We start from the raw sequence: 20,667 nt of genomic DNA on the forward strand, positions 1-20,667 counted from the left end.
CCGGGTGCGGGCCGCCGCCGGGGGGGGCGGCGCCCCGCTTCCGGCGCCTGGGCGAGCGGCAGTGCCACCCCGGTGGCGGCCGCGTCGAACGGCTCGTGAATGGTCACCAGCTTCGTCCCGTCCGGGAACGTCGCCTCGATCTGGACATTGGTGATCATTTCTGGCACGCCGTCCATGACTTCGCCGCGCTGCACCACGTGACGTCCCGACCCCATCACCGAGTCGATCGTCGCCCCGGCACGCGCTCTTCGTAGACATGTGCCGTCAGCAGCGCGATGACCTCGGGATAGTTCGGCAGCAACCCGCGCGCCCGGCGCCGCCGGGCGACATCCGCCGCCACGTGTACCAGCAGGCGCTCCTGCCCATGCGGAGTCAGATGCACGCCATCCCCCTCTCTTCCTCGTCGCTTCCCTGAACCGCGCGGCTCTTCGGAGCGACACGGTGCGGTGTCCCTCACGTGGCCGCCGCGGACAGTCATCGAAGAGAAGAGGCGCCCGAAATGTGGAGGTTCGCCCCGTTGATCCCCATCGAATGAATCGGAGGCACGGGGGCACACTGGGCCCGGCCGCGGGTGCGCCGACCGCTCCTCCAGGCCCTCCCGGGCACCCTCTCGAACGGTCATCGCCTCGGGCAGGGCAGTCGACGGGACCGTGGCACGACAGCGCGGCGCCACGGTCGCCCGGCGCCCATCACGGGCAGCGCCGGACGAGCAGAGTGCGGGGTGGGTCCGCCCGGGAGCAGGTCGCCCTGCGGTTCCGGATCCCGGGCGGGCCGGGTGTCAGCCGCCCGAGCAGACGGTGCCGTTGAGGCGGAAGACCGTCGGGTCCGGGTTGGGCCCGTCGTTGGCGCCGACGAATCCGAAGGAGGCCGTCGATCCGCCGTCCGGGGCCAGCGGCCCGGCGCCCTCGGGAGCGGTCACCCGCACGTGCGAGCCGGTCTGGTGGAAGGTGGCGCCCCAGCCGGAGGACACCGACTGGCGGTCGGCCGGCCAGTCCCAGTCCACGGTCCAGCCGGTGATCGCCGTATCCGAGAGGTTGCGTACGGTGACCGTGGCCGCGAATCCATTGCCCCAGCCCGTGTCGCGGTGGTAGGTCACCGCGCAGGTGGCGTCCGCCGGGGTGCCGGTGGTGAAGGTCAGCGGAGAGGACGGGGCGGAGAGCCGTCCCGCCGCGTCGGCCGCCAGCACGTCCACCGTGTGGGTGCTGCCCGGCGGCAGGTTCCGCAGGGTCACGGAGGTGCCGGTGGTCTCCCCGACCAGGTGGGTGTGGACGCCGTCGCGCTCCTGGACGAGATAGCGGGCGGCGCCCGCCGCGGCCTCCCAGGACAGGCGCGCGGTGGTGTCGGCCACCGCTTCCAGTCGCGGGGTGCCCGGCGTTCCGGCGGCCGAGGCCCCGGGTCCGGTGGCGGCCCGCGGTTCGAGGGTGACGGTGAGCAACGCGTACGGCGGCACGGTCACCCGGGTGGCGGACGCCTCCCCGCCGGTGACCTCGGTGATGTCGCTGTCGCCGCGTGCGTAGCGGCTGACCTTCGGTGCGGTGCCGGACGGGGTGAAGCCCGCGTACGCGAGGTCCACGGTCCGTGCGGCGTCCGCGTTCTTGTTGACGAGCATGACGCTCAGACGCCCGTCGCGACGGAGCACGGCGTGTGCCGAGACGTCCTGCGCGGAGGAGGCGGCAGCGACCATGGTGTCGCCCGCGGTGCCCAGTTCGCCGGTCATCTTCATGCCGTAGTAGGGGTGGAAGGGCGTGTTCGGCGCCGGCTCGCACACATCACCGGTACAGGCGCCACTGGAGAGCATCCCCATGTCGCCGTAGTCGGTCTCGCCGTCGACGGCGGTGATCCCGCCCGCCCCGTTGTGGGTGTTCCACCAGTCGACGGTGAACACGCCGTTCTCCATGGCCGTCATGAACGCGTCGGCGGCGAACAGGCCGTTGGGGCGCGCGGTGAGCCGAGCACCACCCGTGTTGGCGTTGATCTCGGTGAGGGCGATGCCGATGCGCGCTGAGCCGGTGCCCGCGTACCGGTCGATCTGGCCGCGCACCTCCCGCAGTTCGCCCGGCAGCCTGGCCAGCCGCGCCGTGGCGTCCTGGGCCGTGGTGTCGGATCCGCCCGCGTACCAGTGGACGCTCACGAAGTCGACGACGTCGGCCACTTCGGAGAGCACGGTGTGGTTCCAGTCGCCGGGATCGCCGTCGCCGACCACGCCGTCCGGCCATTCGCCCGGAGCGGTGAGGACGGCGCCGATCTTCACGGTCGGGTCGACGGCCTTCATGGCCGCGGCGTAGGCGCGCACCTGGCGGGCGTACTCCTGGGGGCTCTTGTCGGCGTGTTCGTCGTTCTCCCAGCCGCTGCCGTAATGGCCGTTGCCGTAGATCTCGTTGCCGATCTCCCAGTACTTCGCGCCGTAGTTCTTGGTGACGTTCGCATACCGCACCCAGCCGGCCGCCTCCTCGGGCGTGCCCGACCCGTAGTCGGCGATCAGGATCGGCTGGGCCCCCGTGGCGCGGACGGTGCCCATGAAGGAGTCGAAGCCGGTTCCCGGGGCGACATATCCCCCGGGTGCCGTGTGCGTCTGCCAGTGGTAGATGTCGGCGTAGGAACCGCCGGGGTAGCGCATCGCGCCGACGTCGGCCGCCTTCATCAGGCGGGCGACCTCGGGATCGTTCATGTGCGAGTCCCAGATGGCGGTGTTGCCGCCACGGGCGGTGCCGGACAGCCGGCCCAGCGCCGCCTGGGCGTTGACCTGGACCTCGGCGTCCGCGGCGCCGGCCGCTCGCGGTGCGGCGGGCGCGACGCCGGCCAGCGGGGGCAGCAGGGCCAGCGCGGCGGCCAGGACGGTCGCGCCGCGCGCGAGGGGGCGAAGGCCGGCGCCGGCCGGCCGGGCGGGTCTGCGCAGTGGGGACATGCGGGTTCCTCCCTAGGTGGTCCGGCGGCGCGGGCGGGCAGCAGGTAGTCGGACCATGCCGCCGGACGGGTGAAGTGCCGCCGCGTCAGCAGGACGTTCGGCGCCGGTGGCACGGGAAGCGAGGCGGGGGTGCGGTGGCGATCGTGCGCGTGCGGGGGGGTGTGGCGGCAGGGCCCCCGCCGTGGGAGCGCTCCCATGATGGGAGGGGTGCGACGCCTTGTCAACGCCTGGGCAACGGAGTGACGATCGGGCCTCCTGGCGACCCCGGGAGGCCCCCGGCCGCCACGCGGCTACGACACCGGCCGGCCGCTGCCGGCCCGCGGGCAGGCAGCGGCCGGTGGGCAGTGGCGGAACCTGGGGGCGGCGGCCTCGAGGATGAGCGCGTCGACGCCGACGTGCTGGACCGGTGAGGGCGCGGACACCCTCAGCGCGCCGGACGGAGGCGCATCAACCGCGCGGGCTCATCGCGGTCCGGGCCTCCCCCGCGCCGGCCGTGGGACCCGGCCCGTCATCGCGGCCTGGGAACCGCCGGGGCCACACGTCCCCATCGGCCCCCAGGACGGCCTGGACGCTCGTTCCGCGTCGAGGCAGCCACCGGTGGAAGCGGTGCGGTGCGACCGACTGCCGGCCCGCTGCGGCTCACGCGTCGATCGCCTCGGGCCGGACCGGACGGGCGCGGACGACGAACGGCCGCGAGAGGACGGTGATGACGACGGAAAGTATGGACACGGCGGTGATCGTCGCACCTGGGGTGAGGTGCTCGGCGAGGCCCCCGGCGATCGCGGCTCCGATGCCCTGCCAGGTCATGCGGCCGGCGGACTCGACGCCCTGGACCTGACCGCGGACCGGGTCCGGGGTCAGCGCGAGAAGCTGCTCCTGGAGCGGCAGGGTGGCGGCGAACCCGGCGCTGGCCAGGAATACCGCGGCCGCCACCACCGGCGTGGACGGATCGGCGGCGAACAGCAGGTACGGCACGGCGAGCAGCAGGCGCAGGGCGAAAGCGTAGCGGCGGCGCCGGTCGGCGCTGAGCAGGCGCCCGACCGCCAGGTCCCCGAGGAGCATGCCGGCCGATCCGGCGGCCAGAAGCGTGCCCGCGTCCTGCGGGGCGTAGGAGATGAACAGGGCCTCGCAGCCGACGATCAGGCCGTTGGGAACCCACAGGTTCAGCAGCAGTGCCCGCTGGCCGGGGTGGGAGAACAGCGCGATGTTGATCGTCCAGGTCTGCCGCAGCCCGGGTCGCCGGGTCAGCCGGATCGAGTGTTCCCGGACGGTCGCCGCCACGACGCCCAGCGCGAGCGCGGTCAGGCCGGCTGCGATGACGAAGACCTCGCGCGGGCTGAGACACCGCAGCAGTACGGCGCCGATGGCGTAGCCGAGGATCGCCGTCCCGCCCGACGTGATGTTCATCAGCGACCGCGCGAGCGCGTACGTCGAGGCCGGCACCACCTCGGCGAGCAGGCCCATCCGTGTCCCCGTGCCGAGGGACTGGAAGAAGCCCAGCACCAGGAGGAGACCGAACCGGACGGCCAGCGGCAGCCCCGGGATCGCCTGCGCGGCCACGCCCAGCAGCGAGACGCCCTGGAGCAGGACGAGGGTCCGGCGAGGACGGTTGCCGTCCGCGACCGACATGAGCGTCAGCGCACCGAACACCGTGGCGAACGTGGCGCCGTACATGCTCACGGCGGTCAGGAACGGGGACCGGGTCTGGTGGTCGACCAGCGTGCCGAGTGCGAAACCCGACAGGGTGCTCGCGGCAGCCGTCAGCGTGAAGCCGGCGTACAGACCGGCGAACTCACGGTTGCGGAGCAGGGCGCGGTAGCTGGTAGGGGGCGGAGTGAAGGGCATGGAGGTGTCAGAAGGCATGAAAAAAGCCTCCGAGCGCACCCGTCGGGGCGCCGAAGGCCAACGCGGTTATTTTAACACTCGATTCAGTCTTTCCAACCCGGACGTCCGGACAGCAGGACGAGGCGTGCGGGCGGGACCGTCATCCCGCCCGGATGAGGTAACGCTGGTCGGCCGCGCCGGTACATGGTTCTTCGATCGCCTCGGCTCCCTGCGCGGAGGCGTTGCCGGCGATGCCGATGCACTTGCTGCTGTCGGCCGGACGGAGCCGGTAACCGCCGGCGCGGTCGGTGGAGGCGGCTTCCATACGGAACAGGGTGGCCTGGGCACAGTCCATACGGGGCTCGAGCATGCCCTTGACCGGACCGGTACTCATGATCGTCAGGCACCCCTTCCCCATCTGGGGATGGTGCCATCGGATGCGGTAGAGGCCCTCGCCGGCCGGTTCGAGACAGGTGCGATGGCACCGTGGCCCGGGCGCAGGGGAGTTGGACGGCTACTGCGCTGGCGCGCGCCGTGGGCCGCGTCTTCCGTGACGAGCTGCTCGGCGACCGGCCGCCGGAGGTGCTCAAGGACATGCTCGACCAAGCGGGCGAGCCGCGCACCGCGGAGGCTGAGGGCGCGGGGCCGCACCTGGAGAACGTCGTCCCCGCACCGAGGGCCGCCGGTGCGCGCGTGAGCACTCAGGTGAGTCGGAGTACGTCGACCTGGTGTCGAGGAGGGTCTGCGGGCGTTGCGGAGGGGCGTTCCGGCCGGTGGTGGGTCGGCCCGTGAACTTTCTTCGGCCGGAGCTGAATCCTTTTCGGGTGTCCCCGTCTCTTATCGGTGTACCGGCCGCGAGGGCCGGTGGAGACCAGGAGGAGACACCATGATCATCGGCATCGTAGTGATCGGCGCAGTGCTCGTGGGCGCGTGCAGCTGGCACCTGACCAAGCGCATGCGGAGCCGGAGCTGACCAGCGCCTGCGGGCACGGCGCTTTGCGGGTATGAGTAGGACGCATGAACCGTAGCTTCTCCTGGCCGGACGAGCGGCTGATCAAGGCTGCCCAGGACGGCGACGTCACCTCGCTCACCACCGTCGTCATGGAATCGCAGCCTCATGTGCGCAAGTTCGCCATATCGCTGTGCGCCTCACCGCAGGACGCGGAGGACGCGGCACAGGAGGCGCTGATCATCCTCTACCGGAAGATCGGCACCCTGCGGGCCTCCGGCGCGCTCGCCGCATGGATGTTCCGGATCGTGCGCAACGAATGCCTCCGGCAGGTACGGCTGCTCGTCTCGCGGAGCGACGAGACGGCGGCCGAACCGGAGGCGTGCGCGGAGCCGTCCGCCGAGGACGCGGTGCTGCGCCGGATGGAGGCGGAGCGGGTCGCTGCCGCGATCAGCGCCCTTCCCCGCGACCAGCGGCAGGTCCTGATCATGCGGGACGTGCAGGGCCTGCCCGGTGGCGTCGTCGCCCGGTCGCTCGGCCTGAGCACCCCCGCGATGAAGTCGCGCCTGCACAGAGCCCGCGCGACCCTGCGTCAGTCGTTGACCCTGACCGACCAGGGATCCGATCAGGGTCCCGATCACACACCCGATCAAGCAGTCGATCGCCCAGCCGGAGGAGAGTTACGACCTTGAACACCGTGAAGCTCACGAAGAGCACGCAAGCCCCGGCCGGGAAGCCGGCGGCACCCGAGCTGAACTACGCGAGCAAGTCCGTCACGCGCCATCTGGTGCGCGGCGTCATCGGCTTCGGGCTGGTCATCGGATCGATCGCCCTGGTGCCCGTCGTCGGCCCGGTCAGCCTGGTGGCGGCCCCGCTGGGTCTGGTCGCCTTCCGCGGCTGCCCCACCTGCTGGATGGTCGGCCTGGCCCAGACCATCTCCCGCGGCCGTCTGGAGCGCAACTGCGTGGACGGCGTCTGCACGCTCACCAAGGCGGACCCGGCGAAGAAGGCCACGGACGAGCCGTCTGCCGGCGTCACCGTCCCGGCACATCTGCCCGTGTCGACTCCGGCATCCGCGCCCAGCGAACGTTCGAACCTCTGACCTACCGCCAGGGAAGAATCAGATCAGCCCACGCGCGAAAGCCCTCCCGGCGTCGACAGAATCCGGGAGGTGACTTTCTGGGTGCCGGGCATCACGTACGGCGGATACCACTGACGCAGCCTCGATGTTCGAAGAGCGCTCCGACGTCGAACATGTATGCGCGTTTCGATATGTTGATCAATTATTCCCGGGACTTAGGCGTTCCGTTTCCAGCGGCGCGGTGTGCAGTGATCGACACAGCGGGCGCATGACCGGAACAAGCGATCGAAGAGCTTCTTCATGTCCCGATCTCAGCACGGCTTCGCGCGGCGATCCAATATCTTTTCCGAACCGGTGGCAAAGGATTGGGTATCGTATCGGCTATGGACTTAAGGGGTCTGCGTTACTTCGTGACGGTGGCAGAGGAAGGCAACGTCAGCCGGGCGGCCCGGCGGCTGCACATGTCTCAGCCGCCACTCAGCCAGCGAATCCGTGAGCTGGAGGCCGAGTTGGGCTGCGAGCTGTTCCTGCGGGGCCCCAAAGGAATGCGATTGACCCCGGCCGGCGACGTCCTGCTCGAAGAGGCCAAGGTGCTGCTCGCGGGAGCCGACCGGGCCAAGGAGCGGGTGGTGCGGCAGGTCACCGGCGCCCGGTCGCTGCGGGTCGGGGTGCTCGGACCCGGTGAGGCCGCCTTGTCGAAACCAGTCGCCCAAGCCTTCGCGAACAGCCATCCGGCGGCCGTGGTGAGCCTGCGACAGGGGGATCTGGCCGACCCGACGATGGGTCTCGCGGCCGGTGCGATCGACGTGGCGATCACGTGGACACCCTTCGACGTGACCGGTGTGGCCGTGCGCGCGATCCAGGAGGACCGCTGCTTCGCGGCCGTGGCAGCGGACAGTCCCCTCGCCAGGAAAAGTTCCCTGACCAGGGGCGACATCGACCACAGCAGCTCCGTTCGGTTGCCTGCCGGGGTCGATGCGATCTGGCGGGCCCATTGGCAGCCGTCCGCGTCGGGCGGTGGCCCGGAGGTGCGCTCGCTCGACGAGTGCCTGCACGCGGTGCTGTGGCAACGCTCGATCGCGCTGGTACCCGAATCGGCTCTGCGACGGCACGCGGTCGAGGGCATCGCGTTCCGGCCGGTGGCCGACCTGCCACCCACACAGCTGGTTCTCGCCTGGCGGCGTGACGACCGGTCGCCGCTCGTGACGGCGTACGTCGACGCGTTTTCCGCGGCACGAGGAATCGGTTCAGCGCCCCGGCGGGAACGCGTTGTTCACACGTAGTCGACACCGCGGGCACGCCCCATGCCGATCTCCCGCGATTATGCGGTATATCGAGTTCCGGATTACGAATCCCCCACTCCCCTCCGACATGAGCGGTGTTACCCGGTGGATACCGGAAAACCGTTGAGACGTTCTGGGTGGTTTTGGTTTACGCAGAGCGCGGCACGGTGCTACCGTCCGAAGCCGACTTGAAGTCCGGCCAGACGTCAAGTCGGCAGCACGATGATCGCGCTTCACGGGGGGAGCTACCGAACCATGATCCGCCATGCCCAGATATATGCACAACCTCCATCGGCTGACACCGCACGGAACACGTCGGGCGATGCGGAAGACAATGCGGAACAGCCGGCCGGGGACCGGGAACCACAGCCGCTATTCGATCAGCTCGAGGACCGGGCCATTGCCGTCGTCGGACTTTCGTGCCGTTTTCCCGGCGGTTCTGGGCCGGCCGAATTCTGGGACCTTCTGCGGAACGGCCGCGACGCCATAGCAGACCCACCCCCGGACCGCGCCCACCTCGCCGCATTACCGGAGGGGTCGCCGCGCCGCGGTGGTTTCCTGCCCTCGGTCGACACCTTCGACGCCGGGTTCTTCGGCATATCCCCACGTGAAGCCGCCGCGATGGACCCGCAGCAACGGCTCGCGCTGGAACTGGCCTGGGAGGCGCTGGAGGACGCCGGCATCGTCCCGGCCACGCTCGGCGGCACCGACACCGCCGTCTTCGTCGGCGCGATAGCCGACGACTACGCGGCGCTCACCCACGCGGCCGGACCAGGAGCGACATCCGCGCACACGGTGACCGGGCTGCACCGGGGCATCATCGCCAACCGGATCTCCTACACCCTCGGCCTGCGGGGCCCGAGCATGGTCATCGACACCGCGCAGTCGTCATCGCTGGTCGCGGTCCACCTGGCCTGCGAGAGCCTTCGCCGCGGCGAGTCCACAGCGGCGCTGGCCGGCGGCGTCAGCCTCAACCTCGCGCCGGAGAGCACCCGGGCCCTGGCGGCCTTCGGCAGTCTCTCGCCGGACGGCCGATGTTACGCTCTCGACGCCCGTGCGAACGGCTACGTCCGAGGTGAGGGCGGCGGTCTGGTGGCACTCAAACTCCTCAGCCGGGCCCTGGCCGACGGGGACCGCATCCACTGCCTGATACGCGGCGGGGCCGTCGGCAGCGACGGCGCCAGCGAAACCCTCCCCACCCCGAACGGACCAGCCCAGGAACGTGTGCTGCGCGACGCCTGGAAGCACGCGGGAATCCCGCTGGACCAAGCGCAGTACGTCGAGATCCACGGATCGGGCACCCGGGTCGGGGACCCCGTCGAAGCATCGGCTCTGGGCGCCGTCTTCGCCCCGACCCGCACACCAGAGAACCCGCTCATGCTCGGCTCCGTCAAGACGAACATCGGCCACCTCGAAGGAGCCGCCGGCATCGCCGGACTCGTCAAGACCATCCTCTGCCTCAAGAAGCGCGAGCTCGTCCCGACCCTGAACTACCGCACCCCCAACCCCGGCATACCGTTCGCCGACCTGCGACTCGCCCCCGCCACCGCCACCCGCCCGTGGCCGCACCCCGACCGGCCGCTCGTCGCGGGCGTGACCTCCGTCGGGATGGGCGGCACCAATTGCCACCTGGTGCTCAGCGAGTGGCCGGACGCCGCCGCCGCGAACGACGTGAACACACCGGAAGACGAACGGAGTCCGGACGGGCAGGGCGGTTTCGTCCCCTGGGTGGTGTCCGGGCGCGGTGACGCGGCGCTGCGCGCGCAGGCCGCCCGGCTCCGTGAACACCTCACCAACCACCCGGAGTCCGGCGCCACCGAAGTGGCCCGGGCCCTCGCCCACGACCGCACCGCGTTCACCCACCGGGCCGTGCTCGTCGGCGCCGGCCGGGACGACCTGCTGACCGCCCTGGACGCGGTCGCCGACGCCCGGGTCAGCCCGGCCGCGGTCGAGGGCAGCAGCCCGCGAACCCGCCGCACGGCGGTGTTCGTCTTCCCCGGCCAGGGCTCGCAGTGGGCCGGCATGGCCGAGGAACTGCTCGACCGCGCACCGGTGTTCGCACGGGTCGTCGAGGACTGCGAGCGCGCGCTGCGCCCATACCGCGACTGGTCCCTGACCGATGTGCTGCGTGCCCGTCCCGGCGCGCCCGCCCTGGAACGCGACGATGTCGTACAACCCGCCCTGTGGGCCGTGATGGTCGGCCTGGCCGCACTGTGGCAGGCGGCGGGCGTCGAACCCGCCGCGGTCGTCGGTCACTCGCAGGGCGAGATCGCCGCCGCCACCGTCAGCGGCGCCCTCGGCCTCGACGACGCGGCCCGGCTGATCGCCGTGCGCAGCACGGCCCTCGGCGCGCTGGCCGGGCGCGGCGGCGGCATGCTCACCGTGTCGCTGCCCGCGGACCGGGTACGGGAGGACATCGCCGGTCGCCCGCAGCTCAGTGTGGCCGCCGTCAACTCCCCCGGCATGACCGTGGTGGCCGGTGACGGTGCCGCCCTGGACGCGCTGGCCGCGCACTACGGCGAGGACGTCCGCACCCGGCGCGTCCCCGTCGCCTACGCCTCGCACAGCCCGCACGTCGACGCCGTACGGGACACGCTGCGCGCGGACCTGGCCGGGATCGCGCCCCGTGCCGGGCGGGTACCGCTGCATTCCACGGTGACCGCGACGGCGCTGGACGGCCCCGGCCTCGACGCCGGGTACTGGTTCCGCAATCTGCGCGAACCCGTGCGGTTCCAGCCGACCGTACGGGCGCTGCTCGACGCGGGGCACGATCTGTTCATCGAGATGAGCCCGCACCCCGTGCTGACGCTCGCCGTCCAGCAGACCGCGGAGGCCGCGGACGTGCCGGTCGCCGCGCTGGGCACCTTGCGCCGCACGGAAGGCGGTCCGCGACGGCTGCTGCTCGCGTTCGGCGAGGCGTTCTGCCACGGCGCGGAAGTGGACTGGTCCGCCGTCCTGCCGGCCGGCACCGCCCGCGCCGAGCTGCCGACGTACCCCTTCCAGCGGCGTCGGCACTGGATCTCCGCACAACGCACGGCCGGTGCCGCCGTGCCGACGGCCGGCACCGGGCCGACGCCGGAGACATCAGCGCCCGTGGGGGACACCGCTGAGGCGCCGGAGACCGCGCCGGCCCGGTCGCTGTCCGGCCCCGCCGCCCTGGAGCTGGTGCGGGCGCACGCCGCCGCCGTCCTCGGCCACCACCGGTCCGACGAGGTCGAACCACGTCTACGGTTCAAGGAGCTGGGCTTCGACTCCTCGATGGTCGTCGAGCTGCGCGACCGACTCGTCACCGCCACCGGACGCACACTGCCCACCACCGTGGTCTACGAGCACCCCAGCCCCGCCGAACTGGCCGCGATGCTCAGCGACCCGCAGACGCCGGCGCACACCGAGCCGAGCCGCAACACGGCGGCCTCCGTGTCCCGTTCCGGCCAGGACGACCCCGTGGTGATCGTCGGCATGGGCTGCCGTTTCCCCGGCGGGGTGGATTCGCCGGAGGGGCTGTGGCAGGTCGTCGCCGAGCAGCGCGACGTGATCTCCGGCTTCCCGGCCGACCGGGGCTGGGACCTCGACGGCCTCTACCACCCCGACCCCGCGCAGATAGGCACCACATACGTCCGGCACGGCGGTTTCCTGGAGGGCGCGGCCGAGTTCGACGCCGAACTGTTCGGGATCTCACCGCGTGAGGCGCTGGCCATGGACCCGCAGCAGCGTGCCTTCCTCGAGGTGTGCTGGGAGGGTCTGGAACGCGCCGGCATCGCCCCGGACTCCCTGCGCGGCACCCAGACCGGCGTGTTCGCCGGCGTCATGCCTCAGGAGTACGGTCCTCGGCTCGGTGAGGCGGCTGCCGGTGCGGCCGGGTTCGGCCTCACGGGAACCACCTCCAGTGTCGCTTCCGGCCGGGTTGCATACACGCTGGGCTTGCAGGGACCGGCCCTGACGGTGGACACCGCGTGCTCCTCCTCCCTGGTCGCCCTGCACCTGGCCGTACGCGCCCTGCGCTCGGGCGAATGCTCACTCGCCCTCGCCGGCGGCGTCACCGTCATGTCGACACCCGGCATCTTCATCGAGTTCTCGCGTCAGCGGGGCCTGGCGGCCGACGGGCGGTGCAAATCCTTCTCGGCGGACGCCGACGGCACCGCCTGGGCCGAAGGCGTCGGCATCCTGGTCCTCGAACGACTCTCGGACGCCCGGCGACAAGGCCACCAGATACTCGCCGTCGTCGCCGGAACAGCCGTCAACCAGGACGGCGCCTCCAACGGCCTCACCGCACCCAGCGGCCCCGCACAACAACGCGTCATCCACGCCGCCCTGACCGACGCCGGCCTGACCCCCTCGGCAATCGACGCCGTCGAAGCCCACGGCACCGGAACCGTCCTCGGCGACCCCATCGAAGCACAAGCCCTCCTCGCCACCTACGGCAGCGAACGCAACGGCCGACCACTCCTCGTCGGCTCCCTCAAATCCAACCTCGGACACGCACAAGCCGCCGCCGGAGTCGGCGGTGTCATCAAAATGGTCATGGCCCTGCGCCACGGAGAACTACCCGCCTCACTCCACGTGGGCAAACCCAGCGACCTGGTCGACTGGAACGCGGGCGGCATCGAACTGCTGACCCAGCCGCGCCCATGGCCCGCCGGTGCGGGCACGACACGGCGAGCCGGAGTCTCCTCGTTCGGGATCAGCGGCACCAACGCCCACACCATCCTCGAAGAAGCACCCGCCGAGACGCCCGTGCCCGAGGCCGACGCCGAGGCCGACGCCGGGCAGGACGACCCCGCTCCCCTGTGGGTGCTGTCCGGTCGTACGGAGCCGGCTCTGCGCGCCCAGGCCAACGTGCTCCTCGACGCCTTGGACGCTCTGGACGGTGTACCCGCCCGGGACCTCGGCCGCGCCCTGGCCACCACCCGCAGCGCCCTCGACCACCGTGCGGCCGTCACCGCCGGCACCCGTACCGAGGCCCGGGTGGCACTGACCGCGCTGAGCCGTGGCGAACCGCACTCCGCTCTGACCGTCGGCACGGCTCGCCCCGACGACGGGCTCGCCTACCTCTTCACCGGACAGGGCAGCCAACGTGTCGGCATGGGACGCGAGTTGTACGAGGCCGAGCCGGTCTTCGCCGCCGCCCTGGACGAGGTGTGCGGGGAACTCGACGCCTGCCGCGCCTCCCTGACCGGCACCTCGCCTCTCCACGAGGTGATGTTCCACGACGCCGAGGCGCTCGACCGGACGGAGAACACCCAGAGCGCCCTCTTCGCCCTCCAGATCGCGCTGTTCAGGCTGCTGGAGCACCAGGGGCTGGCACCGGACGCCGTACTGGGCCACTCCATCGGCGAGTTCGCCGCCGCGCACGTCGCCGGGGTACTCACCCTGCCCGACGCCTGCGCACTGGTCGCGGCGCGTGGCCGGCTCATGCAGGCTCTGCCGGCCGGCGGCATGATGATGGCCGTCCAGGCGTCACCGGACGAGGTCCGCGCACTGCTGGAAGGCCGCGAGCACGAGGTGAGCGTCGCCGCTGTGAACGGCCCCACCGCCGTCGTCATCTCCGGCGACGTCGAGGCCGTCGAGCAGATCGCGGCCGTGTTCGCCGCCGACGGCCGCAAGACACGCCGGCTCGTCGTGAGCCACGCCTTCCACTCGCACCGCATGGACGGGATGCTCGACGCGTTCGGCACGGTCACGGCGGGAGTTCGGTACGCCGCGCCGCGTGTCCCCATGGTGTCCACCGTCACCGGACGGCCCGCCGACATCACAGCCGACTACTGGGTCCAGCAGGTGCGCCGGGAGGTACGGCTGTCCGACGGTCTGGCCGCGCTGCGCGATCTGGGGGTGCGAACCTTCGTCGAACTCGGCCCGGACGGCGTGCTGTCGGCACTGGGCCAGGACTGCCTGGACGACGGGGCGACGGCGTTCGTGCCGGTGCTGCGCCGCGGCCGGTCCGAGCGCCGCACCCTGGCCACCGCGCTCGGCACCCTGCACGTCCGCGGCCGAAGCCCTCGCTGGCGCGCCGTGTTCGGCGATGGCCGAAGGCCGGGCCTGCCCACGTACGCGTTCCAGCGCGAGCGCTACTGGCTGACCGCGAACGGCAGTCGGGGACCGGCCGGCCATCCGTTGCTCGGGCCGGCCGTCGAACTCGCCGCGTCCGGGCAGACCGTGCTGACCGCACGGCTCGGCCGCCGCACGCACCCCTGGCTCACCGACCACACCGTCCTCGGCTCGGTGCTGCTGCCCGGAACCGCCTTCCTGGAGCTCGCCGCCCGGGCAGGAGCGCAGACCGGCGCGCCGAGGGTCGCCGAACTCACCCTGACGTCACCGCTGATGCTCCCCGAGGACGGCAGCGCGGAGGTGCAGCTCGTCGTCGCCGCGCCTGACGAAGAGGGGCAGCGCGCCCTGACCGTGCACGCCCGCGCCGCCGCGCCGGAGGACACCACAGAGCCGTGGACCCTGCACGCCACCGGCCTCCTCGCACCGCATGCGGGGGCCCCCACGGCCACCGCCGGCTGGCCCGCCGCCGCGTCCGCACCACTGTCCCTCGACGACTGCTACGACCAACTGGCCGCGGCCGGGTACAGCTACGGCCCCGTCTTCCGCGGCCTGCGCGCCGCGTGGCGGCACGGCGCGGACCTGCTCGCCGAGGTCGCCCTCCCTGCGTCCGTCACCGACGCGGCCTCCTACGGACTGCACCCGGCCCTGCTCGACGCGGCCCTGCATCCGGTCGTCACGACCGCGCTGGGCGATGCCGGCCGTCGTCTGCTGCCCTTCTCCTGGCGGGGTGTGTCCGTCCACCAGCCCGGCGCACGCACCGCTCGCGTCCTGATCACCGCGGGTGGGCCGGACGCGGTCGCGCTGACCCTGATGGACGAGAACGACACGGTGATCGCCGAGGTCGAGGAACTGCTCCTCCGCCCCGCCGGTGACAGCCCCGTCGTACCAGGGTCGCTCCGCCGCCTGGCCTGGAAGCCGGCCGGCGCGGACCGGCAGCCGCCGCCGGACGCCGCCGTACTCGGCACCGCCGACCTGGGCGTCGGCCCTCGCTACGCCGACCTCACGGCACTGGGTGAGACCCTCGACGCGGGGCTGCCCGCCCCCTCGGTGGTCTTCGCGCCGCTCGCGGAGCTGTCGCCCGGCGGGGACTCGTCGCGGGGCGGGGACTCGTCGCCGACCGTCGGCTTGTCACCGCTCATCGATCCGTCGCCGGCCGTGGGCATCGCGTACGGCCCGGTGGGCGGCGTCCGGTCCGCGGTGCATCGCGCGCTCGCTCTGCTTCAGGCGTGGCTGGCCGACGACCGGTTCGCCGACTCCCGGCTGGTGCTGGTCACCCGGGGTGCGGTGGCCACGGCACCGGACGCGGACGTGACGGACCCCGCCGACGCGGCCGTATGGGGGCTGGCGCGGTCGGCGCAGACCGAACACCCCGGGCGCATCGGGCTTCTGGACGTGGAGTGGGCCGACGACTGCCGCTCCGCGTGGCCGTTGACGGGCTCGGAGCCACAACTCGCGGTGCGGCGAGGTGCCCTGCTGGTACCCAGGCTCGGCCCCGCGACGGCCGACGGCACCCTCGTCCCCCCGGCCGGGGCGGCGGCCTGGCGGCTGGCGGTCCGCGAACGCGGGACGCTGGACCACCTGGTGCTCGACCCCTGCCCGGAGTCCCTGGCCCCGCTCGGCGACGGTGAGCTGCGGATCGCGGTGCGCGCCGCGGGCGTGAACTTCCGTGACGTACTGAACACCCTTGGTCTCTACCCCGGCGATCCCGGCCTGCTCGGTCTCGAAGGGGCCGGTGCCGTCACCGAGGTGGGACCGGGCGTCACCGGCTTCGAGGTCGGTGACCGGGTGATGGGCCTGTTCTCCGGAGCGTTCGGGCCGGTGGCCGTGGCCGATCACCGGCGGGTCGCCGTCATGCCCGCCGCCTGGACGTACGCCCAGGCGGCGTCCGCGCCCATCGTGTTCCTCACCGCCTACCACGGCCTGGTCGACCTCGCCGGTCTGCGTGCGGGCGAGCGCGTCCTGATCCACGCGGCGGCGGGTGGTGTCGGCATGGCCGCAGTCCAACTGGCCCGGCATCTGGGAGCGGACGTCTACGGCACGGCGAGTCCCGGCAAGTGGGGCGCGCTGCGTGCCCTCGGCCTGGACGACGTCCACCTGGCGTCGTCGCGCACCCTGGACTTCGAGACCGCGTTCGCCGCGGCCACCGAAGGGCGCGGCATGGACGTCGTACTGGATTCCCTCGCCGGTGAGTTCGTGGACGCCTCGCTGAGGCTGCTGCCGCACGGTGGCCGTTTCGTGGAGATGGGCAAGACCGATCTACGCGACCCGAGGGAGGTCGCGGCCGAGCACCCCGGGGTCGACTACCGGTCCTTCGACCTGCTCCAGGCGCCCACCGAACGGATCACCGAACTGCTCGGCGAGGTATTGCGGCTGCTGTCGTCGGGGGCACTGTCTGCGCTGCCGGTCAGTGTGTGGGACGTGCGCCGGGCACCGGAGGCGTTCCGCCACGTCAGCCAGGCCCGGCACGTCGGCAAGGTGGTCCTCACCCTGCCGGTGGCCCTCGATCCGGCCGGTACGGTGCTGGTCACCGGCGCCACCGGGGCCCTGGGCGGACTCGTCGCCCGGCACCTGGTCACCGAGCACGGCGCCCGGCGTCTGCTGCTGGTAAGCCGCCGCGGCCCCGACGCGCCCGGCGCGACGGAACTGGTCGCCCAGCTCTCGGGACTGGGCGCCGAGGTCCACCTCGCGGCCTGCGACACCGCCGACCGCGAGGCGCTCGCGCACCTGCTGACCGGCGTACGGCTCACCGCCGTCGTCCACGCGGCGGGAGTGCTCGACGACGGCGTGATCACCGCACTCACCCCCGAACGCCTCGACACCGTTCTCGCGGCCAAGGCCACCGCGGCGTGGAACCTGCACGAACTGACCGCCGGCCAGGAGCTGGCCGCCTTCGTCCTCTTCTCCTCCGTCATGGGCGTGATCGGCGGCGCGGGGCAGGGCAACTACGCGGCCGCCAACGCCTACCTGGACGCCCTCGCCCAGCACCGCAGGGCCCGTCGGCTGCCGGCGCTGTCCCTGGCCTGGGGATTGTGGGCGGACGCGGTGGAAGGGCCGGGTACCGACGGGGGCGCCGGCGCCACGAGGACGACCGGCGGTACGGGAACGACCGGCGCTGCCGGAATGGCGGGCGCCCTGACCGAGGCCGACCGGGGGCGGCTCGCCAGGAGCGGCCTCTCCCCCATCGACCCGATGGAAGGGCTGGCCCTGTTGGACGCGGCCCTCCGCGTGGACAGCGCCGCACTCGTGCCCGCACACATCGACCGGGCCGCGCTCGGTGCGCTCGGCACTCGACTTCCGGTCGTGCTCCGGGATCTGGCACCGGCCGCGCCGCGCCCTGCCGACCCTCAGGTCACCGTCACGGCGGCGAAGTCCGCGTCCCTCCATGACCGGCTCGCCGCGGTGAGCCGGGCCGAGCAGGACGAGATGCTGCTGGACCTCGTCCGGGTGCAGACCGCCGCCGTACTCGGCCGGTCCGAAGCGGCCGGCATCCCCGCCGACCGGCCCTTCAAGGACCTGGGCTGCGACTCGCTCACCCTCGTGGAGCTGCGCAACAGGCTCCAGACCGGCGCCGGACTCCGGCTGCCCGCCACCTTTCTCTTCAACTGCCCGACACCCAGGGCGGTCGTCGCCCACCTGCACGGCGAACTCGCACCGGCCGAAGCCGGAGACACCGGCCCGACCGCCTCGCCGACCACGCCCGGACTGGCCGAACTCGACCGGCTGGAAGCGGCACTCGCCGAACTCGCGGACCGCTCCGACGACGACACCAGGGCCGAGATCATCCAACGGCTCCAGGCGCTGCTGCTCCGGGTACCGGTCCAGCGGTCCCGGACCAACCACGACGATCTGACCACACGGGTCCAGTCGGCATCGGTCGACGAACTCCTCGCGTTCATCGACTCCGAGCTCTGACCCGCACCAGCCACACCTCACCTCACCGCACGGCATCACATCGCACCGCATCACCTCTCGGCCGGGCGGCTCGCCACGCTCCGTGGCGTCCCGCCCGCCCTCACCCTGCTCACTCGGTTCGCTCCGCCCGGCCCGCCCGGGCACGGCTCGACAGCGGCGACGCAGGGTCCACGCGCACAACGCACAGCGTCACGACGTCTACGGGGGGCACCACCATCATGAGCACGAAGGACTACGACAAGCTGGTCGACTACCTCAAGCGCCTCACCGTCGACCTCCACGAGTCCCGCCAGCGGGTCCGCGAACTGGAGGACGGCACCAACGATCCGATAGCCGTCGTCGGCATGGGCTGCCGTTTCCCCGGCGGGGTGGATTCGCCGGAGGGGCTGTGGCAGGTCGTCGCCGAGCAGCGCGACGTGATCTCCGGCTTCCCGGCCGACCGGGGCTGGGACCTCGACGCCCTCTACCACCCCGACCCGGACCACTCCGGCACGTCCTACGTCCGGAACGGTGGATTCGTGGAACAGGCCGCGGAGTTCGACGCGGAGCTGTTCGGGATCTCGCCGCGTGAGGCGCTGGCCATGGACCCGCAGCAGCGCCTGCTGCTGGAAGTGTCCTGGGAGGCCCTGGAGCGGGCAGGCATCGCACCCGGATCGCTGCACGGCACGTCGACGGGCGTGTTCGTGGGAGCCATCGCCCAGGAGTACGGTCCTCGGCTCGGTGAGGCGGCTGCCGGTGCGGCCGGGTTCGGCCTCACGGGAACCACCTCCAGTGTCGCTTCCGGCCGGGTTGCATACACGCTGGGCTTGCAGGGACCGGCCCTGACGGTGGACACCGCGTGCTCCTCCTCCCTGGTCGCCCTGCACCTGGCCGTACGCGCCCTGCGCTCGGGCGAATGCTCACTCGCCCTCGCCGGCGGCGTCACCGTCATGTCGACACCCGGCATCTTCATCGAGTTCTCGCGTCAGCGGGGCCTGGCGGCCGACGGGCGGTGCAAATCCTTCTCGGCGGACGCCGACGGCACCGCCTGGGCCGAAGGCGTCGGCATCCTGGTCCTCGAACGACTCTCGGACGCCCGGCGACAAGGCCACCAGATACTCGCCGTCGTCGCCGGAACAGCCGTCAACCAGGACGGCGCCTCCAACGGCCTCACCGCACCCAGCGGCCCCGCACAACAACGCGTCATCCACGCCGCCCTGACCGACGCCGGCCTGACCCCCTCGGCCGTCGACGCGGTCGAAGCCCACGGCACCGGAACCGTCCTCGGCGACCCCATCGAAGCACAAGCCCTCCTCGCCACCTACGGCAGCGAACGCAACGGCCGACCACTCCTCGTCGGCTCCCTCAAATCCAACCTCGGACACGCACAAGCCGCCGCCGGAGTCGGCGGTGTCATCAAAATGGTCATGGCCCTGCGCCACGGAGAACTACCCGCCTCACTCCACGTGGGCAAACCCAGCGACCTGGTCGACTGGAACGCGGGCGGCATCGAACTGCTGACCCAGCCGCGCCCATGGCCCGCCGGTGCGGGCACGACACGGCGAGCCGGAGTCTCCTCGTTCGGGATCAGCGGCACCAACGCCCACACCATCCTCGAAGAAGCACCCGCCGATGTCAGGACTCCGGGAGCGCAGAACTCGCTGGACGGTGGTCGGTTGCCGTGGGTGGTGTCGGCACGGTCGGCGGACGCACTCGCCCAGGCGGCGCGGCAGCTCGCCGACCACGTGCGGGCACGGCCCGAACTGGCGTCCGGCGATGTGGCGTTCTCCCTCGCCACCGGCCGCTCCGCCTTCGAGTCCCGGGCCGTCGTCCCGGGCACCGACGGACGCGAAGGACTCCTCGCCGGTCTCGACGCACTCGCCTCCGGGGAGGCCGGCGGCGAGCAGGGCGTGTCTCCCTCCCGTGCCGTGTTCGTGTTCCCGGGGCAGGGATCGCAGTGGGCCGGGATGGCCGTCGATCTCCTCGACACCTCCGACGTCTTCCGCGACACCATCACCGCCTGCGAAGAAGCCCTCGCCCCCTACGTCGACTGGTCCCTGACCGCCGTACTGCGCGGCCACCACCAAGCACCCGGCCTCGACCGCGTCGACGTCGTCCAACCCGTCTCCTGGGCCATGATGCTCGCCCTCGCCGCCCTCTGGCGCGCCGCCGGAGTCACCCCCACCGCCGTCATCGGACACTCCCAAGGCGAAATCGCCGCCGCCGTCACCGCAGGCGGACTCACCCTCCAAGACGGCGCACGCATCATCGCCCTACGCTCCAAAGCCCTCCGCGCCCTCTCCGGCAACGGCGCCATGGCCTCCCTCGCACTAACCCAATCCGAGACAGAGGAACTCCTCACCCCCTGGACCGGCCAGCTATTCATCGCCGCCATCAACGGCCCCACCTCCACCGTCGTCACCGGCCAACCCCACGCACTCGACGAACTCCTCACCCACTGCGAAACCGCAGACATCTGGGCCCGCAAAATCCCCGTCGACTACGCCTCCCACTCCCCCCACGTCGAAACGATCCGCGACACCCTCGCCCACGACCTGAACCACATCACCCCCCGCACCGGCCACACCACCTTCCACTCCACCGTCACCACCACCCCCCTCGACACCCGACACCTCGACGCCACCTACTGGTACCGCAACCTACGCAACCCCGTACAACTCGCCCCCAC

At 72.1% G+C, this 20,667-nt stretch carries 9 protein-coding genes and 4 pseudogenes; 7 read left to right on the forward strand and 6 right to left on the reverse strand.

Going from position 1 to position 20,667, the window contains the following annotated elements; translation table 11 throughout:
• Nucleotides 1-89 precede the first annotated feature (89 nt).
• The 4 genes and pseudogenes from ACGFT1_RS35570 to ACGFT1_RS35585 form a co-directional block, all read right to left on the reverse strand.
• A pseudogene (locus ACGFT1_RS35570) lies at nt 90-382 on the reverse strand (urease subunit gamma); the annotation flags it as partial.
• Between the two features lie 396 nt (nt 383-778).
• Nucleotides 779-2,905 carry a cellulose binding domain-containing protein gene (locus ACGFT1_RS35575; protein ID WP_373913129.1) on the reverse strand — a complete coding sequence of 709 codons (2,127 nt, stop codon included), beginning with the start codon at nt 2,903-2,905 and terminating at the stop codon, nt 779-781.
• A 639-nt stretch (nt 2,906-3,544) separates the two neighbouring features.
• Entirely contained in the window at nt 3,545-4,768 is a 1,224-nt protein-coding gene (locus ACGFT1_RS35580) for an MFS transporter (RefSeq protein WP_373913130.1), read from the reverse strand.
• A 121-nt stretch (nt 4,769-4,889) separates the two neighbouring features.
• Nucleotides 4,890-5,123: an RICIN domain-containing protein gene (locus ACGFT1_RS35585; protein ID WP_373913131.1), complete on the reverse strand. Its 234-nt coding sequence runs from the start codon at nt 5,121-5,123 to the stop codon at nt 4,890-4,892.
• A gap of 623 nt (nt 5,124-5,746) precedes the next feature.
• On the opposite strand from ACGFT1_RS35585, the gene ACGFT1_RS35590 reads away from it, so the two are divergent.
• The 4 genes and pseudogenes from ACGFT1_RS35590 to ACGFT1_RS35605 form a co-directional block, all read left to right on the forward strand.
• Entirely contained in the window at nt 5,747-6,370 is a 624-nt protein-coding gene (locus ACGFT1_RS35590; RefSeq protein ID WP_373913132.1) for an RNA polymerase sigma factor, read from the forward strand.
• A gap of 5 nt (nt 6,371-6,375) precedes the next feature.
• Nucleotides 6,376-6,780 carry a hypothetical protein gene (locus ACGFT1_RS35595; protein ID WP_373913133.1) on the forward strand — a complete coding sequence of 135 codons (405 nt, stop codon included), beginning with the start codon at nt 6,376-6,378 and terminating at the stop codon, nt 6,778-6,780.
• A gap of 362 nt (nt 6,781-7,142) precedes the next feature.
• Nucleotides 7,143-8,042, forward strand: a complete 900-nt coding sequence (locus ACGFT1_RS35600) for a LysR family transcriptional regulator (RefSeq protein WP_373913134.1) — start codon at nt 7,143-7,145, stop codon at nt 8,040-8,042.
• A gap of 255 nt (nt 8,043-8,297) precedes the next feature.
• Nucleotides 8,298-11,345: pseudogene (locus ACGFT1_RS35605) on the forward strand (type I polyketide synthase); the annotation flags it as partial.
• A 20-nt stretch (nt 11,346-11,365) separates the two neighbouring features.
• Here ACGFT1_RS35605 and ACGFT1_RS35610 read toward each other — a convergent pair.
• Nucleotides 11,366-11,578: a hypothetical protein gene (locus ACGFT1_RS35610; RefSeq protein ID WP_373913135.1), complete on the reverse strand. Its 213-nt coding sequence runs from the start codon at nt 11,576-11,578 to the stop codon at nt 11,366-11,368.
• On the opposite strand from ACGFT1_RS35610, the pseudogene ACGFT1_RS35615 reads away from it, so the two are divergent.
• Nucleotides 11,541-17,999 (forward strand): annotated as a pseudogene (locus tag ACGFT1_RS35615) (type I polyketide synthase); the annotation flags it as partial. The gene ACGFT1_RS35610 and the pseudogene ACGFT1_RS35615 overlap by 38 nt on opposite strands.
• 218 nt (nt 18,000-18,217) lie before the next feature.
• Nucleotides 18,218-18,274 (forward strand): annotated as a pseudogene (locus ACGFT1_RS35620) (hypothetical protein); the annotation flags it as partial.
• On the opposite strand, the gene ACGFT1_RS35625 reads toward ACGFT1_RS35620, so the two are convergent.
• Nucleotides 18,250-18,420: a hypothetical protein gene (locus ACGFT1_RS35625; RefSeq protein WP_373913136.1), complete on the reverse strand. Its 171-nt coding sequence runs from the start codon at nt 18,418-18,420 to the stop codon at nt 18,250-18,252. The pseudogene ACGFT1_RS35620 and the gene ACGFT1_RS35625 sit on opposite strands and share 25 nt — an antisense overlap.
• Between ACGFT1_RS35625 and ACGFT1_RS35630 the strand changes: the two genes are divergently transcribed.
• A partial coding sequence (locus ACGFT1_RS35630; protein ID WP_373913137.1) for a type I polyketide synthase occupies nt 18,344-20,667 on the forward strand: 2,324 nt, incomplete at its 3' end. The genes ACGFT1_RS35625 and ACGFT1_RS35630 overlap by 77 nt on opposite strands.

Source organism: Streptomyces sp. Y20 (genome assembly GCF_043195475.1).
Classification (GTDB): Bacteria; Actinomycetota; Actinomycetes; order Streptomycetales; family Streptomycetaceae; genus Streptomyces.